The organism is Clostridium cuniculi (assembly GCF_004353185.1).
Classification (GTDB): domain Bacteria; phylum Bacillota; class Clostridia; order Clostridiales; family Clostridiaceae; genus Clostridium; species Clostridium cuniculi.
On the sequence record NZ_SMUS01000004.1, the window covers coordinates 149,356 to 165,929 of the forward strand.

Sequence of the window (16,574 nt, forward strand, 5' to 3'; positions counted from 1 at the left end):
CATCCTCCTTAATTGAAATACTCTTCTAAAAATTCTTCTCTATAATCAATATCTTCTAAATATTTATTAATCTTTTCTATAAAAAACTCCTCTCCCCAAGGCTGTTGTTCCCAATAATATTGAATTCCAACTTGCCAAAATACTTGTGGAAATCTAATAAATTCTCGTATTAATTTTAATTCTTCCTCATATATATTGTTACTTTTGCAATAATTATTTAAAATTAAATTTGCTTTTCCCTTACTCCATTTACCATCTTTCATTGCCCTAATTAATAATGAAGATACATCATGTAAATGAGTATCTAAAATACAGTAATCAAAATCTATTACATTAAATTCACCATTCTCATCAACTAAAATGTTATGATGTGCAAAATCATGATGACAAAAACCCCTTTTCATTACCTCTTTATCCATGATTTCTATATAATTACTTTCTTTAAGGCCCTTAATTGCAATTTTTCCTCTCTCTATTTCAGCTTCTATATTATCTAAGTATATATAATCAAATTTAGATTTATATGCTTTTTGAGATATTCTATTTTTAAAATCTAATATCTCATTACATCGTGTTTCAAAAACATTTATCCAAGAATACCATCCTATTCTAGGATTCATCTCCCTATTTAATGTAAATCCTGAGCTGCATTCATGAAGTTCTCCAAGTTTTTTAGATACTTCTCCTAATTCTATAGGATTGTTATAATTACTTACTCTAGATGGTACCCATTCTGTTATATATGCATATTTATTACCTAATTGTATATAATCTCCACCCTGATTGTTCTTCAATATATTAGGAGTCTTATTAAAATTTCTCCTTTGCAAATGTTTAATTGCTGATAAAATAAAATAGAAATGTCCAAAATCATATTTAATTATTTTTATTGCATAGCTTGTATTTTCACTTTCCAATTTATAACTATTCTTAAATTTTTCAAGAGATTTTATTTTTATATCATAATTAGATTCTATAGAGTTTTTTAGATTTTCTGTATCCATAGCCAACTCCTAAAGTTTTATTCTATTCATTATATGAAATTACATATTTCATTGTGTTTACTATCACACAAATTACTTAATTATAATATTTATAATATTATAGGTTTTATAGGAGGCGTTACGCTTTGAAATTTTCAATAGATGCTAGGGGGATTAATTTATATAAAGGATCTGGTATAGGTACTTATATCGAAAATCTTCTTAGAGAACTTCTTAATATAGATACTAAAAATGATTATTCTATTTTTTGGACTGGAGAAAACTACGAAAATTACAAAAAAGATAATTCAAAAATTATTTTTACATCAAAAAAACATGGTACTTTTTATGAAAATTACTACTATCCAAACTATATTGAAGAAAACAACATAGATATGCATCATATACCCCAAAACGGCATTGGCTTAAATGAATTATATACATCACCAGTAGTAGTAACTATTCATGATTTAATTCCTTATATCTTACCAGAAACTGTTGGACGTGGTTATCTACAAAGATTTTTAAGAGATATGCCTTTAATAGTAAGTAACTCTAAAATAATTTTAACTGTTTCTGAATATTCCAAAAGAGATATAATGAAATTTTTTCCTTTCGTTGATGAAGAAAAAATATTCGTTACGCCTCTAGCTGCTAACAAAAGTTATAAACCATTAAATAAACCTGATTGCCTTGAATATATAAAAAATAAATATAGTATTGATTCACCATTTATATTATATATAGGAGGATTTAGCACAAGAAAAAATGTTAAAGAACTTATTATAGCTTTTAAGAAAATTCAAAAATCATTAAAAAAGGATTATAAACTAGTTTTATGTGGCTCAGTAAAAGATGAGGGTGTTAAACTTCAGGAATTATGTAAGGAGCTTTTAATTGATGATAAAATTATCTTTACAGGTTTTATACCAGATGATGAATTACCTTTATTTTATAATGCTGCCGAACTTTTTGTTTATCCTTCTTTATATGAAGGATTTGGGCTTCCTCCTCTTGAAGCTATGAGTTGCGCTACACCTGTAATTACATCTAATTTAACATCTATTCCAGAGGTAACCAAAGATTGTGCTATATTGATAGATCCATTTAATAAGGATGAGTTAGCTTCTTCAATTCTTAACTTATTGAATTCAGAATCTTTACTACAAGAATATGGTGAAAAAGGCTATAATAATAGTCTAAATTTCACTTGGAAAAATACTGCTATTGCTACCTTAAAAGCCTATGAACATGTATTTAAAAATATAAATAACTAATAAATAAAGGTTATGAAAATTTTCATAACCTTTATTTAAATTATATTAATTTGTTGTAGATGTATTTGTAGTTGAAGTTAATGTTATAGTCGTATTTTGAGTCTTTCCATCTCTTATAAACTCAATATTTATAGTATCTCCTTCTTCTTTAGAATTCTTTATTTCTTGTAATTCTTCAAAGGTCTTAATTCTTGTTCCGTCAGCCTTAACAATTAAGTCCCCACCCTTTAATCCTGCTTTTTCTGCTGGTGAGAATTCATTGACTTCAACAATATAAAGTCCCTCTTCCATATTTAACTGTTTAGCCATACTTTCATCTATAACTCTTATTGATACACCTAAATTTAATATTGGTTTTGATAATGAATCAATCTTCTCTTTTACATCATTAATAGGAATTGCAAATCCGATACCTTCCGCACCATCACTTGCTTTTAATGTATTTATACCAATAACTTCTCCCTTAGTATTTATTAATGGACCACCACTATTACCTGAATTAATAGCTGTATCTGTTTGTATTAAATTTGTGCTAACTCCTGTTTCTGTTTCAATACTTCTATTTAATGCACTTACTATACCTTTTGTTAATGTAGATGATAATTCCTTAGATAATGGATTTCCAATTGCTAATACTTCTTCACCTGGTTGTAATGCATCTGAATCGCCTAATTCTACAACCCCTGGAACTTCTATATCTTGATTAATTTTTATCATAGCTACATCTTGATCTGAATCGTAGTTAACTACTGAAGCTGTTACTTCTTGCCCATCACTTAATGTTACAGTAACTTCCTTTGCACCATCTATAACGTGATAATTTGTTAAAATATATCCATCATTATTTATTATAAATCCTGATCCCATTCCTTCAGTTTCTTGTTGGAACCATCCATTTACACTTTGAACTGATTTTGTAGATACCATAACTACTGCAGGAGCTACCTTCTTATATATATCAGCTGCAGATAATGCTGTATTATCTGTTGCAAATGAAACTGGATCTGCAACTATAGTATTACCAGAGCTATTATTGCTACCACTCTTACCAGTTACAAAATAAGTAACTCCAGAGCCTACTACTCCTCCACATAAAGAACATATAAGAGCTAATGCTATATATTTAGCAATTCCTTTACTATTTCTTCTTTTTTTCTTTTTCTCTTTACTTGGCTCCTCATTAAAATTATTTTTCACTTCAATTTCATCACTTACTTTCGCTTCACTATAAGCTGCATCATAAATATTCTCATTATCCATATATACTAACTCCTTTTTTTTAATTTTTCATTTATTCTATAGTTATAATATAACCACTCAATGTGTCAAATATATGACAATCTAAAAATACTTAATATAAAAAATAGACATCAACTTCTTGATGTCTATTTTAAACTATTTTTTATTTTCATCTATCTCTTTCAACTTCTTAACAGTTTGTCTTATAGCATTTAGAACATTATCTTTATCATTTAATGCTAAAAAATCTTTATCACAACTAGTCGTATATACAGTTGTTAAATCTTCACTTCCTAAGCTTTTTAATGGATCATCCTGCTTTTTAGTAAGTAAATAATATGGAATATCACTAAATACACCATCAACTTGACTGTTACTTTTTCCTTTAAGAAGATTATTTAACTCATGATAAACTGCATTAGTATAATTTGACTTAGTTCTTAATGTTAAGAATTCATCTAGGCTACTCTCTAAAAGTCCAGATTCATAATCTTTTAAATTTACATCTAAATTTAGCTTGTCCAGAAGCATTGTAAGACCACATGTTGAACCAATTCTTTCAATATTTCTTCTAAGCTTAGTTATAATTTGACTTCTCTGATATTCTTTAGTCTGAACCTCTTTTTCATTAATTGGATCTATCATTATAGCAGCTGCTACTGAATCCTTAAACTGTTCTGCAAAGCTCGTTAATACAAGAGAGCCATATCCCTCTCCAACTATTATATAAGGCCCTGATAATCCTGCTTTTCTTAATAAAATTTTCAAATCTCTAGCTTGTTCTTCAGGGGTTCTTCCAGATGATCCATCACTATATCCGTACCCCTGTCTATTGTAAACGAAAGTTCTAACATTATCATTTTTCTTTAATTCTTCTACTATAGGAGTCCATCCCTCCAAAGTAGTACCCATATCTCCATCAAAAATAATAGTATAACTACCTTCCCCTTCAATTCTATAATCTAATCTTAAATCATCCACGGTAGTATAATTAACTCTTTTTTTTAATCTTTCCCCATCAACAAAGTCAACTACATTTTGAGTAACAACTCCAATAATTATTATTATGACAATTATCCCAGAAATTATTTTAAACTTATCCTTAGGACTTCTTTGCCTCTTCATACTTACTGATCGTACTCCATTTGAATACGGCAAAAACTTCATTTTATTTCTCTCCCCATACTTTCTTATATACAATAAATATTACTCTACTTAAGATTTTGAAATTACATATACCTATTTTATACATATTTTAATTATATTATTAACTATTTAATTTTAAGTTAGGCTTTGCATTTAAATTTAAATCACTAATCTTTCCGTTAACAAAATTAAAGTAAGCTGCACTTCCAATCATAGCAGCATTGTCAGTACATAAAATTGGTGCTGGGAATAACACCTCTATTCCTCTTTTTGAAGCTTCTTTAATAAGAGTTTCTCTTAAACTTGAATTAGATGCAACACCACCTGCAATTGCAATTGTCTTAACATTTCTCTTCTTACAAGTCATTAATACATTTTCTTTTAATACATCTATAACTGCATATTGGAAAGAAGCCGCAACATCAGCTTTATTTACTTCAATATTTTGCATTTTACATTTATTTAAATAATTAAGAACTGCTGACTTTACTCCACTAAATGAAAAATCTAAAGTTTCTTCATGAAAGTTAGCCTTTGGAAATACTATAGCTTTTGGATTTCCTTCCTTTGCTAATTTATCAATTTTAGGCCCTCCTGGATATCCAAGACCTAATGCCCTTGCAACTTTATCATACGCTTCTCCAGCTGCGTCATCTCTAGTTTGACCTATTACTTCATAATTTCCATAGTCTTTAACATGTACTATAAAAGTATGACCTCCTGACACTACTAAAGATACAAATGGTGGCTTTAACTTCTTATGCTGTATATAATTAGCACAAATATGTCCTTCAATATGATTAACTCCTATTAAAGGTTTTTTAGTTGCAAATGATAATCCCTTTGCAAATTGTAATCCAACTAGTAATGCTCCTACTAATCCTGGACCATATGTAACACCTATTCCATCAATTTTATCTAAAGTAACATTAGCTTCTTTAAGAGCTTCTTCAACCACTCCACTAATGGCTTCAATATGCATTCTCGAAGCTACTTCTGGTACTACTCCACCATATTTTTTATGTGTATCTATTTGGGATGCAATTACATTAGATAATACTTCCCTACCATTAACAACAACTGCCGCTGAAGTTTCATCACAACTTGATTCTATAGCTAAAATATATTTATCTTCCATCTATTTTTACCTCTTCTTTTTACTATATAACACCAAAATGTATTATAACGTAATCATAAAACTTAATCAAATTATTACTTGTTAATACAAATTTGCTCATGTATAGTTTAAATATAATAAAATCTTAATTTAGATTACATACTCATGAGTATTATATACTTTTAAAAATTTTTATTCACTATTTTTTATTTCATTTTATGGATTTTTAAGGATTTCTTAATAATTCTGTATTATTTTAATCCTTATCATATAATTATTACCATTATCATTTTATCTTATATCATTTTATTCTTAATATTATTTGGAGAGGAAATATATGAAACCTTATGCAAAAGTAATAGTTTTAGGATCACCTATAACTAAATCAAATTTTAAATTACACAATAAAGATGGAAGGGCAATATTGCCTTATAATACAGGGAAATCTCATGATAAGTACGCATTATACGAAGAAGAAATAGCTTATCATGCTAGAAGCCAAAATCCTGATATAGTATTTTATGAATCTCTTATTGCAATATTAAAAGTTTATTATAAAAGCGAAAAAAGACATCCAGATACAGCTAACATAACTAAAAGTATATTTGATGGCATTGAAAAGAGTGGATTAATAGTTAATGATGCTCAAATTCGAAGAATAATAGTGGAAGAATTTTACGATAAGGAGAATCCGAGATTTGAATTAGAGTTATTTGGAGAAAGTGAATTTTCAGTTTCATATTCTATTACTCCAAAAGATTCTCCAGATGAAAAAAGAATTTACTCCTCATTAAAAAAATCAGTAAATTCTACTGTTAAATCTTCAAAAACCAAAAAAACAGTAGAAAGTGTTAATGATTCTACTGCATCAATAAATAAATGTTCAATTTGTAACAATATTTTAAAAGACAATAATTATATAAAAGCTGATAAAGGGAAAACTCTTATTTGTAAAAATTGTTTTAATAAACTATTTTAAGGAGGCTATTAATTATGAAAAATAAATATGTGTTTTTAGGTGATAGCTTAATATTTGGATATGGTGTTAAGCCTAAAGATAATTGGGTTAATAAACTTAAAACTAATTATGATTTGGATATATATAATAAAGGTATAAACGGAAGTACATCTACAGATATGCTTGTTAGATTCCAGAGAGATGTTCTTGATATATCTCCTAAAATTTTATTTTTAATGGCAGGAACAAATGATTTACTTTCTAATAGATCTGTAACTTCTATTGTTAATAACATTGAGATAATGATTAAAGATGCAGTATCAAATAATATAGAAGTATATATAGGAATTCCTCCTAATATTATTCCTGAAATGGCTAATAAGCTTTTCATGAGATGTGATACTTATGATTATTGTAAAGAAAGTTTACCTTTATTGCGCAATGAATTATTAAACCTTTGTAATACTTACTCTTTAAAATATTTAGACTTTTATTCATTAACAGACAATGCAAAGGAACTATCTAATTTATACCTTGATGGCATTCACTTTAATCCAGAAGGCCAAAACTTGCTATTTGAAACAACAAAACAACTCTTTAACTAAATTATTCATTAAAGCTTAAGTGCCGTGATGACGAAAATTAATGATATTACCTCCAGGAATTAGTGTAATTTTCGTTAAGAATTTATATTATTTTTTCCAGAAAAAGTCCTAAAGCTTCGAAGTTCACTATCGTTTACCTCAGCTTCTTAACGGACTTTCTCTTCCAAAAACAATTAAATTCTAAAACTTAATTACAATATTCCTTCCGATAATATCATTAATTTTTCTCTATCACTAGCTTTTAAGCTAAAAAATACATTTCCCTACGTAACCACCTTAAGAGTTAACGACTTCTGCTATATTTTATATAATAAATTGTTAACTTTTAAATATATATTTTTAAATAAACTAAGAATATTAATATACAAATTAACTTTAATATAAGAAAAATTTATAGCACAAAACATTAACTATAAAGTGGCGTGTTATAAGCAAACACATGTAAAAAGAAAAAAATGAAATATTTATTTGGAGGTATCATTGAAATTAAGCCGTAGAATTTAATAATTGATGGAGTAAAGTTGCGTAAAAAAGTTTTTACTGTTTGAGCGAATAGCGAGTTTAAAAACTTTAGCAAACTTTACGGAATCAATTATATAAATTCTAGGTGAAAATTTCACCTTTACCGGAAGATAAATATTTCATTTTTTCGCTTCCATGTGGTGCGCAATATATTTCAAGTATTCAGATACTTGGTTTCCTACTTTGAATCCATTTTCTCCACTATTAAATAATTCCTTAACTCCAGTTCTCATAGTTCCAGTTATAAATACACCTTCCACTGAAGTAAGGTTATTTTCACTATGAATCATATCTCCATCCATTATTAGATTCATTTTTCTTATAAAATCACTATCAGGTAAATATCCTACAGGTAAAATTAAAGAATCACATTCAATAGAGTTAATTTCATCTGTTTCAATATTCTTAACTCTTACTAAATTTATTCTTTCTTCACCTTCAACATCAATTACTTCACTTGTATATATTATTGGAATATTAAATCCATTAACAATATCTAATTCATCTCTATTGAAAGATTTTCTATCAGTAACCATTCCTTTTACATTTGCACCTTCGATTAATAATCTTCTTGCTAAAATAAGAGTCCACATATTATCGCCTATGATTATAACCTCTTTACCTGGCAAATATCCACTATAATTAACTAATCTATGTGCAGAACCTGTAGTGAATATTCCTGTATACTTGTGAATTGGTATCATAATATTACCTGTATATTTTTCTCTGCATCCTGCAGCTAAAATTATTGCATTTGCCTCAATTTCTTGTATACCTTCATTAGGATTAACATAAGTTATAATTTTATCTCTATTTATTTCTAGAACTCTAGTATTAACTTTATATTCTCCACCTAAATCCTTATAATCTTTTATTAATATACTACCAAGCTCTGGTCCAGTAACAATATTATTTAAATAATATTCTCCAAATCCATTATTAATAAATAAATTTAAATTTCCACCTAATACTTCTTCTTTTTCTAGAATTAAAACATTTTTAACTCCAGATTTTAAAGCAGAAACTCCAGCTGAAAGTCCTGAAGCTCCTGATCCAACTATAACTAAGTCGTATTTATTCATTCTTTGACCCCTCTCCAGCAATGGAAAGTTCCTTTACTAAAATACTTGGACTACCTACACTACTCATAGGAAATTTTAAGTCTCTTCCTATTTCTTCAACATCCTTTAATAAAGTAAAGAAGTTTCCTGCTACTGTTATTTGCTCTACGGCCTTAGTTTTAACTCCATTTTCCATATAAAAACCTTTTGCTGCTAAAGAAAAATCTCCTGTTATAGAGTTTGCTCCTGAATGTAAACCTGCAAAATCAGTAATTATTAATCCCTTATCTATTTTCTTTGTCATTTCTTCTAATGAGTTGATTCCTGGTTCAATATACATATTTGTAGGTGATACCGAAATAGGCGAAGCATATGAAGCTTTAAATCCATTTCCAGTAGACTTAACTCCTGCCTTATTAGCAGTTTTTAAATTATGAAGTAAACTTTCTAATTTACCATTCTTTATTAAATAAGTTTTTCTTGTAGCTACTCCTTCGTCATCAAATCCAACTGATGCTAATCCATTCTCTAAATGTGGATCATCAACTAAATTTACTATATTAGAAGCAATAACTTCTCCTTCCTTTCCTTTTAAAAGGCTTAATCCCTTTTGAACTGCATCTCCGCTAAATACACCTGCAAATGTAGAAATAAGAGATACCATAGCATCACTATTTATAATTACTTTATAATTTCCTGATGGTATAGAAGTTGCTCCAACTTTACTTAAAGCTTCATCTACACCCATTTTAGCAATTTCAAATGCATTAACTTCATCTAATGATTTTGCAACTACATATCCAAAACCATCATACATATTATCCCCATCTTTAATGATTGGAACAACATATGCTGTTAATATATTAGATTTATTGTGTAAATTTAATCCCTTAGAGTTTATTATTCCATATTTTCCTGAACTATAAGATACTGCACATCCACTGAAACTTTCTACCTTATCTGAATATTTTTTAGCTTCAGATTCCATATCTAATGCAATTTTTATTAATTTATCTGCAGGAATATTTTCTAATGCTTGGTAGTAAGTACTAACTTCTTTATATTCTTTATCTCCATCATAAATAAATTGAATATCTTCATTTTCAATAGCTAAAACATTTTCCTTTGCTTTATTTACAAGCATATCTATAGCATCTTCATCTAATATCTCTGTATAAGAATATCCTATTCTATCTCCTAATTTCCCTCTAAAAGATAATCCTGCTGAATTATTAACATTGTATTTTTCAACTTCGCTTTTATATACACTTATACTTAAACTTTCTCTATCTACGTAATAAACTTCATACTCTGAAAAGCCAGCTTCATTAGCCTTCTTAAATAAACTTCTTACAAATAAATCTAGTTCCATATTATCCCCTCCTATCTTCCACCTACAGTTATTTCTTTTACTCTAATCATAGGTTGACCTACGTTGGTTGCAATACTTCCTGATGATGATCCACACATACCTTGGCCTTGCGTCATATTATTTCCAACCATATCTATATCCATTAATATTTCGCTACCTTTTCCTATTAAGCTAGCCCCTCTAACAGGCTCTTGAATTTCACCATTCTTAACTAAATATCCTTCTGATACAGCAAAATTAAATTCTCCAGTAACAGGATTAACTGATCCTCCACCCATCTTTTTAGCATATAATCCATCACTAATAGACTTAATTATATCTTCTGGATTATCATCTCCATTAGCTATATAAGTATTAGTCATTCTAGATGTTGGTGCAAATTTATAGCTTTGTCTTCTTCCACTTCCTGTTGAAGCCATACCCATTCTACGACCATTTAACTTATCAATCATATAAGATTTTAATATTCCATTTTCTATAAGAACATTCTTTTGAGTTTTATTTCCTTCATCATCTATATTTAATGATCCCCAAGCATTAGGAATAGTTCCATCATCAATAGCTGTTACTTTAGTAGAAGCTATTTGTTGTCCTAATTTTCCAGTAAATACTGAATTTCCTTTAGCTACAGCTGTTGCTTCTAATGAATGGCCGCATGCTTCATGGAATATAACACCACCAAACCCATTATCAATAGCAACTGTCATTCTACCAGCTGGACAATTTTTTGCATGCAACATTGTATATGCTTGCTTTGCTGCTTCTCTTCCATAATATTCAGGATCAATCTCTTTAAACATTTCAAATCCCATATGTCTACCTGGTCCTTCAAACCCTGTTTGATTTTCTCCATTAGCAGAAGCTATAGCATTTACAGTAAGTCTTGTTCTTACCCTCTTATCTTCAGTATATAAGCCATCTGTATTTGCAATTAAAACATTTTGTTCCTTATCAACATATCCTACTCCAACTTGAACTATCTCATCATGATAGTTTTTTGCTGCATTATAAGCAACCTTCATAACACCAATTTTTTTATTAATTTCAATTGATGATGGTGTAAGTAATATTGGATTAAAATTAATTGTATTAGTTTCATTAAGAACTATCATTTTTTCTTCTTTTAATTCACCTAATGCAAGTGCTGCCTTTTGTGCAACATTTAAAAGTGAAGTTAAACTATTATTATTTGTATATGCATATACGCTTTTTAACCCTTTAAATATTCTAATTCCAATTCCATAAGTTCTTCCTCCTACAGAATTTTCAACTTTTCCATTTAATATACTAATTGAGTTATTTAAAGTATCTTCTTCAAATATTTCTGCAAAATCCCCACCAGTTATTAAACATCTCCCAAGTACCTTCTCTGCTACTTCACGAGATAACATAAATCATTCCTCCTTTTTATCTAGACTATAAAATTATTCTAGACTTCTTTCCATTATATTTAATTATATATCATATCTTCTATTATTTACTATAAAATTATATTTCAGTATTATTTATAATAATAAAATTTATTCCTCTATAGTATGATATTTATAAATTTTATAAAACTATCTACAAATTTTAATTTATTGATATTATAATTAAATTTACAATATAAAATAGAATGGAGTTGTATTAATGATGCAATTTAGTATATTAAATTAGTTTTTAATTTTCAATATATAATAGTATTTATTAAAATAAAGGAGAATTTTTTCATGGATTTTTTATATAAAAAAGAATTAGATATAATAAATAATATAAATGCAGCAATCCTCTACTGTAAAAATGATGAATTTTCTACAATACTTTATGCTAATCAATACTTTTATGATTTAATAGGCTATACAAAAAAGGAAATGGAAACAATTTTTAATAATCGCTTTGCAGATTTAGTAATTGATGATGTATCAGAAATTCTTGTTAAAGTAGAAGAAATTATATCTAAAGGAGAAAATTTGGATTTTGAGTTTAGAATGAGGAGAAAAGATAACAGTATAATATGGCTTCATGATACTGCTGTTTACAATAAAGAAAATAATACTTTTTATGTAACTCTTATGGATATAACTTATATGAAAAGTATCGAGTATCAAAAAGAAAAATTTAATAATTATCTAAATAATATTACTAATAAAGTAATTATAACAGATATTAATGGAATAATTGAATATAAAAATAATGAAGCGGAAAATAATAATATATATCCTAAAATTAATGAAAATATAAAGGATTATATTAGTGAGAATATAATTGGTTATTATAAAGAAGAATTATGGGATTTAGTTAAAAATGGAGAAAGTGTTGAGTATGAAACTAGAGTTAAGATTAACAATAGCTTTTTAAATCATGATAAAAATCAACTTATTCCAATAAAAGATGATTTAGGTAAAATCTCGAATATTATGCAAATAAGCGAAAGCGTAATGAAAAATAATGATTTAATAACTCATTTTCCTGATAGAATTATGTTTAAAGATTATTATGAAAAAGTAAAATTATTTATAGAAGATAATTTTAATATATATATTATATTGTTAGATATAGATAACTTTAAAAATTTAAATGATATTTATGGTCACATAATTGGAGATAAAATAATATCAGAAACTGCAGATAAAATAACAAGTATTATAAGCAAAAAAGATTATGTATGCAGATATGGTGGAGATGAATTTATTATATTATTAATAGAAGAAAATGATGAAAATATTATTAATAAATTGATGAAAATAGTAGAGACACCATCCAATAATAAAGAATTAAATGGAATTAATATAACATACAGCATTGGAGTCGCTAAGCAAATAGACAAGCTACTAAATTATTTTAATTTAGTAGATTTAGCAGATAAAGCTTTATATAATGTAAAAAGAAAAGGAAAAGATAATATATGTTTTGCTAGTGATTTTAAATTAGTAAAATAATTATTAAATATTAAAATTTATATATATTTTATAACATATAATAATGAATAAGTTATATTTACATATTTATCAACATATTTTAAAGGTTATTTGTTTTTTATTATAACTGAAAAGTATGTTAGAGTATAAAATAATCTGTGCAAACTTCAAAATATTATATAATAAATTATTAATATGAAGTAAGCACAGATTATATCATTTCTAAATTAATAAACTTTAATATCTTTTTTTCCAAAGTGATGGACTAAATAATATTAACATCGGATATATTTCAAGCCTTCCAGCTAACATGCAAAATGATAAAACTATTTTACTTAAATCAGAAAAAGCAGCATAGTTTCCTGTAGGTCCCACTAGTTCTAATCCAGGTCCTATATTACTTAAAGTTGCTATTACTGATGTAACAGTAGTAGTAATATCAAAATTATCAAATGATATTATGAATATGGCAATTAATGCAATAATTATATATGCAAATATAAATAAAAATACTCCTGATATAGTTTCTTCATTAACAACATTTCCATCTATTTTTACACTTTTAACTCTTCTAGGATGTAATATCTTATCTATTTCTCTTCTTATAGCCTTGAATATTATTACTATTCTTATGGTCTTAATTCCACCACCAGTTGATCCAGCCATTGCTCCCATAAACATAAGCATAACTAAAATCATTTTACTAAGTGTAGGCCATAAATTATAATCAGTTGTTGCATACCCTGTACTTGTAACAACTGATGCTACTTGGAATGCTGAATCTCTTACTGATAAACCTATATTTCCATTATTAAAAGGTAATATATTAATTGTTATAATAATAATAGCTCCAAAAATAGCTATTAAATACCACTTCAACTCTTCACTTTTAAAGAAAGCTTTTATATTTCCCCTTATAATTTGGAAATATAAAACGAAGTTTACTCCAAATAAAAGCATAAATATAGTGATAATCCATTCCACTGCTGGATTATTAAATGCAGCTACACTAGCATTCATATTAGAAAATCCTCCTGTTCCAGCAGTTCCTAAAGCATGAATAATAGCATCATACCAAGACATTCCTGCAAACTTTAAGAATATTGTCTGAATTACCGTTAATACAAAATAAATTGCATATAATATCTTAGCTGTTTGTTTTATCTTAGGAACTATTTTACCTGGAGTTGGTCCAGGACTCTCTGCTTTTAATAAATGTATAGTACTACCATTAAAGGATGGCATTAATGCTAAAATAAATATAAGGAATCCCATTCCTCCTACCCAATGTGTAAAACTTCTCCAAAACAATATACCTTTAGGTAAGGTTTGAATTTCAGTTAATATAGATGCACCAGTAGTAGTAAACCCAGAGGAAGCTTCAAAAAATGCATCTATTATAGATGGTATTGTACCACTAAAAACAAAAGGTAATGCACCAAAAAAAGAAATTGCTATCCAGGCTAATCCTACAGTAACAAATCCTTCTTTCATATATATGTCTTTACTTTTTCCTTTAATTCTTGTAAGTACTATATATATAGGAATCATTATTATTATAGTATATAAGAATGCACTAGCATCCCCTTGACCATAATAAAATGCTACTAAAAAAGGAATTATTAAAAGTAACAACTCATATTTTATAACTTGCCCAATTATATTTAATACAGCTGGAAAATTCATTATTTATTTCCTCCAGCAACTATATGATTTATATCAACTATTTTATCTCTTTTAGTTATTATAATAACTCTATCTCCAATTTCTATTTTATCATCTCCAGATGGAATTATTATTTTATCATCTCTAACTATTGTAGCCACTATTACATCATTCATAATATTAACATCTTTTAATTTTTTGTTTATGAATTTAACATCATCTTTAATTAAGAATTCAACAGCCTCAGCTTTCTCATCAAATATTTTATAAATATTTTCTATACAACACTTATTTTTATTCTTTAAAAAACGTATATACTTTAATATTTTATTTGCTGTTATAGCTTTAGGACTAATTATTGTATCTATTCCAACATTTTTGGCTATAACATTATAATTAAATCTAGTAATCTTAGTTATTACATTTTTAACATTATTATTTATTGCAAATAAAGATGTAATTATATTTTCCTCATCTCTACCTGTTAACGCAATAAATGCATCAGCATCTTGAAGGTTTTCTGATAAAAGTAACTCATGATCGGTTCCATCACCATTAATTACAATTGCATCTGGTAATGTTTCATTTAATTCAATACACTTATTCATATCAAACTCTATTATTTTAGATGTAACCCCTAGTTTATCAATTATGTTAACTAAATAATGAGTAATTCTTCCTCCACCTATTATTAATGGATTTCTTATTTTATCTTGAAATTTTCCTAATTTTTTAAAGAAGGCTTCTATTTTTTTATGCTCACCTATTACATAAATTTTATCATCTTTACATAATACAAAATCACCACTAGGTATGTGTATATTTCCATCCCTTTCAATTCCTGTAATTAATATTGAATCCTTAAAGTATTTAATATCGCAAATTGCATATCCATCTAATCCGTCATTTTCAAGTATAGTAAATCCAACTAGATCAACTTTTCCTTTAGCAAATGTATCAACACTTCTTACTGATGGAAACTTTATTAATTTAGCTATTTCTAAAGCCGCTTCTTTTTCTGGATTTATTACTAAATCAATACCTAATTCATCTTTAAGCATTAATATCTCCTCAGAGTATTGTGGTCCTCTTACTCTAGCAATTGTATATTTTGCTCCTAATTTCTTTGCAGCTAATGAGCATAACATATTTACTTCATCGCTTCCAGTAACTGATATTACTAAATCAGACTTGCTTATACCGGCTTCATGAAGAACCTTTAAACTAGTACCATTTCCCTTAACACCCATTACATCTAACTTTTCTATAATTGAGTTTAAAACCTCTATATTATTATCAATTACAGTTATATTATCTCCTTCATTCGAAAGAAATTTAGCTAAGGTATATCCTACTTTACCGGCTCCAATAATTATGACTTCCATATTTTTTACCCCTTATTAGTAATAATATTATTTTTCTTGTGTATTAATTTTAATATTTAAAAAAAAATAAAGCTAGAATTCAATTCTAGCTTTATCTGGCTCCGCGAAGAGGACTCGAACCTCCAGCCTATCGGTTAACAGCCGAGTGCTCCACCATTGAGCTATCGCGGATTATTATAAGAGAATTTATTCTCTGAAAATTGCATATGAATTATTTTTATTATTGGTCAAGCCCTCGACCTATTAGTATCAGTCAGCTACATACGTTACCGCACTTACACCTCTGACCTATCAACCTTGTGTTCTTCAAGGGGTCTTACTAGCTTATGCTATGGGAAATCTCATCT

Annotated in this window: 13 protein-coding genes, 1 tRNA gene and 1 rRNA gene; 4 read left to right on the plus strand and 11 right to left on the minus strand. The window is 27.5% G+C overall.

Annotated elements, in window-relative coordinates; genetic code table 11:
- Nucleotides 1-8 precede the first annotated feature (8 nt).
- Entirely contained in the window at nt 9-1,004 is a 996-nt protein-coding gene (locus EJJ37_RS03015; protein WP_133014106.1) for a CotS family spore coat protein, read from the minus strand.
- 125 nt (nt 1,005-1,129) lie between these two features.
- Here EJJ37_RS03015 and EJJ37_RS03020 point away from each other — a divergent pair, with 125 nt between their 5' ends.
- Nucleotides 1,130-2,260, plus strand: coding sequence for a glycosyltransferase family 4 protein (locus tag EJJ37_RS03020; protein WP_133014107.1), 1,131 nt, complete (start codon nt 1,130-1,132; stop codon nt 2,258-2,260).
- A gap of 45 nt (nt 2,261-2,305) precedes the next feature.
- On the opposite strand, the gene EJJ37_RS03025 is transcribed toward EJJ37_RS03020, so the two are convergent.
- The 3 genes from EJJ37_RS03025 to tsaD form a co-directional block, all read right to left on the minus strand.
- Nucleotides 2,306-3,520 carry a S1C family serine protease gene (locus EJJ37_RS03025; RefSeq protein WP_133014108.1) on the minus strand — a complete coding sequence of 405 codons (1,215 nt, stop codon included), beginning with the start codon at nt 3,518-3,520 and terminating at the stop codon, nt 2,306-2,308.
- A 135-nt stretch (nt 3,521-3,655) separates the two neighbouring features.
- Nucleotides 3,656-4,666: an alpha/beta fold hydrolase gene (locus tag EJJ37_RS03030; protein ID WP_133014109.1), complete on the minus strand. Its 1,011-nt coding sequence runs from the start codon at nt 4,664-4,666 to the stop codon at nt 3,656-3,658.
- Between the two features lie 100 nt (nt 4,667-4,766).
- Nucleotides 4,767-5,783: a tRNA (adenosine(37)-N6)-threonylcarbamoyltransferase complex transferase subunit TsaD gene (gene tsaD, locus EJJ37_RS03035; protein WP_133014110.1), complete on the minus strand. Its 1,017-nt coding sequence runs from the start codon at nt 5,781-5,783 to the stop codon at nt 4,767-4,769.
- 316 nt (nt 5,784-6,099) lie between these two features.
- Between tsaD and EJJ37_RS03040 the strand changes: the two genes are divergently transcribed.
- Complete coding sequence (locus EJJ37_RS03040) at nt 6,100-6,741, plus strand: RusA family crossover junction endodeoxyribonuclease (RefSeq protein WP_133014111.1); 642 nt, start codon at nt 6,100-6,102, stop codon at nt 6,739-6,741.
- Nucleotides 6,742-6,755: 14 nt separating this feature from the next.
- Entirely contained in the window at nt 6,756-7,325 is a 570-nt protein-coding gene (locus tag EJJ37_RS03045; RefSeq protein ID WP_133014112.1) for a GDSL-type esterase/lipase family protein, read from the plus strand.
- A 641-nt stretch (nt 7,326-7,966) separates the two neighbouring features.
- Here EJJ37_RS03045 and EJJ37_RS03050 read toward each other — a convergent pair.
- The 3 genes from EJJ37_RS03050 to EJJ37_RS03060 are packed head-to-tail and all read right to left on the minus strand — an operon-like array spanning nt 7,967 to nt 11,671.
- Nucleotides 7,967-8,929, minus strand: a complete 963-nt coding sequence (locus tag EJJ37_RS03050; RefSeq protein ID WP_133014113.1) for an NAD(P)/FAD-dependent oxidoreductase — start codon at nt 8,927-8,929, stop codon at nt 7,967-7,969.
- Nucleotides 8,922-10,280: a TldD/PmbA family protein gene (locus EJJ37_RS03055; protein ID WP_133014114.1), complete on the minus strand. Its 1,359-nt coding sequence runs from the start codon at nt 10,278-10,280 to the stop codon at nt 8,922-8,924. Before EJJ37_RS03055 ends, EJJ37_RS03050 begins: the two co-directional genes overlap by 8 nt.
- A gap of 11 nt (nt 10,281-10,291) precedes the next feature.
- On the minus strand, nt 10,292-11,671 hold the full coding sequence (locus tag EJJ37_RS03060; protein ID WP_133014115.1) for a TldD/PmbA family protein: 1,380 nt from the start codon (nt 11,669-11,671) through the stop codon (nt 10,292-10,294).
- A gap of 318 nt (nt 11,672-11,989) precedes the next feature.
- Between EJJ37_RS03060 and EJJ37_RS03065 the strand changes: the two genes are divergently transcribed.
- Complete coding sequence (locus EJJ37_RS03065; RefSeq protein ID WP_133014116.1) at nt 11,990-13,198, plus strand: sensor domain-containing diguanylate cyclase; 1,209 nt, start codon at nt 11,990-11,992, stop codon at nt 13,196-13,198.
- A gap of 216 nt (nt 13,199-13,414) precedes the next feature.
- Here EJJ37_RS03065 and EJJ37_RS03070 read toward each other — a convergent pair whose 3' ends face one another.
- The 4 genes from EJJ37_RS03070 to EJJ37_RS03085 all read right to left on the minus strand — a co-directional run.
- Nucleotides 13,415-14,863, minus strand: coding sequence for a TrkH family potassium uptake protein (locus EJJ37_RS03070; protein WP_133014117.1), 1,449 nt, complete (start codon nt 14,861-14,863; stop codon nt 13,415-13,417).
- Nucleotides 14,863-16,227 carry a Trk system potassium transporter TrkA gene (gene trkA, locus EJJ37_RS03075; RefSeq protein ID WP_133014118.1) on the minus strand — a complete coding sequence of 455 codons (1,365 nt, stop codon included), beginning with the start codon at nt 16,225-16,227 and terminating at the stop codon, nt 14,863-14,865. The genes EJJ37_RS03070 and trkA overlap by 1 nt, the downstream gene beginning before the upstream one ends.
- A gap of 96 nt (nt 16,228-16,323) precedes the next feature.
- Nucleotides 16,324-16,398: transfer RNA gene (locus EJJ37_RS03080), tRNA-Asn, on the minus strand.
- A 52-nt stretch (nt 16,399-16,450) separates the two neighbouring features.
- A 23S ribosomal RNA gene (locus EJJ37_RS03085) occupies nt 16,451-16,574 on the minus strand; the annotation flags it as partial.

Excerpts from the sequence above, each read along its gene's own strand:
- EJJ37_RS03050 (WP_133014113.1), bottom strand. The coding sequence starts at position 8,929 with ATGAATAAATACGACTTAGTTATAGTTGGATCAGGAGCTTCAGGACTT.
- EJJ37_RS03055 (WP_133014114.1), bottom strand. The coding sequence starts at position 10,280 with ATGGAACTAGATTTATTTGTAAGAAGTTTATTTAAGAAGGCTAATGAA.
- EJJ37_RS03045 (WP_133014112.1), top strand. The coding sequence starts at position 6,756 with ATGAAAAATAAATATGTGTTTTTAGGTGATAGCTTAATATTTGGATAT.
- EJJ37_RS03060 (WP_133014115.1), bottom strand. The coding sequence starts at position 11,671 with ATGTTATCTCGTGAAGTAGCAGAGAAGGTACTTGGGAGATGTTTAATA.
- EJJ37_RS03070 (WP_133014117.1), bottom strand. The coding sequence starts at position 14,863 with ATGAATTTTCCAGCTGTATTAAATATAATTGGGCAAGTTATAAAATAT.
- tsaD (WP_133014110.1), bottom strand. The coding sequence starts at position 5,783 with ATGGAAGATAAATATATTTTAGCTATAGAATCAAGTTGTGATGAAACT.
- EJJ37_RS03030 (WP_133014109.1), bottom strand. The coding sequence starts at position 4,666 with ATGAAGTTTTTGCCGTATTCAAATGGAGTACGATCAGTAAGTATGAAG.
- EJJ37_RS03065 (WP_133014116.1), top strand. The coding sequence starts at position 11,990 with ATGGATTTTTTATATAAAAAAGAATTAGATATAATAAATAATATAAAT.
- EJJ37_RS03015 (WP_133014106.1), bottom strand. The coding sequence starts at position 1,004 with ATGGATACAGAAAATCTAAAAAACTCTATAGAATCTAATTATGATATA.
- EJJ37_RS03040 (WP_133014111.1), top strand. The coding sequence starts at position 6,100 with ATGAAACCTTATGCAAAAGTAATAGTTTTAGGATCACCTATAACTAAA.
- EJJ37_RS03025 (WP_133014108.1), bottom strand. The coding sequence starts at position 3,520 with ATGGATAATGAGAATATTTATGATGCAGCTTATAGTGAAGCGAAAGTA.
- trkA (WP_133014118.1), bottom strand. The coding sequence starts at position 16,227 with ATGGAAGTCATAATTATTGGAGCCGGTAAAGTAGGATATACCTTAGCT.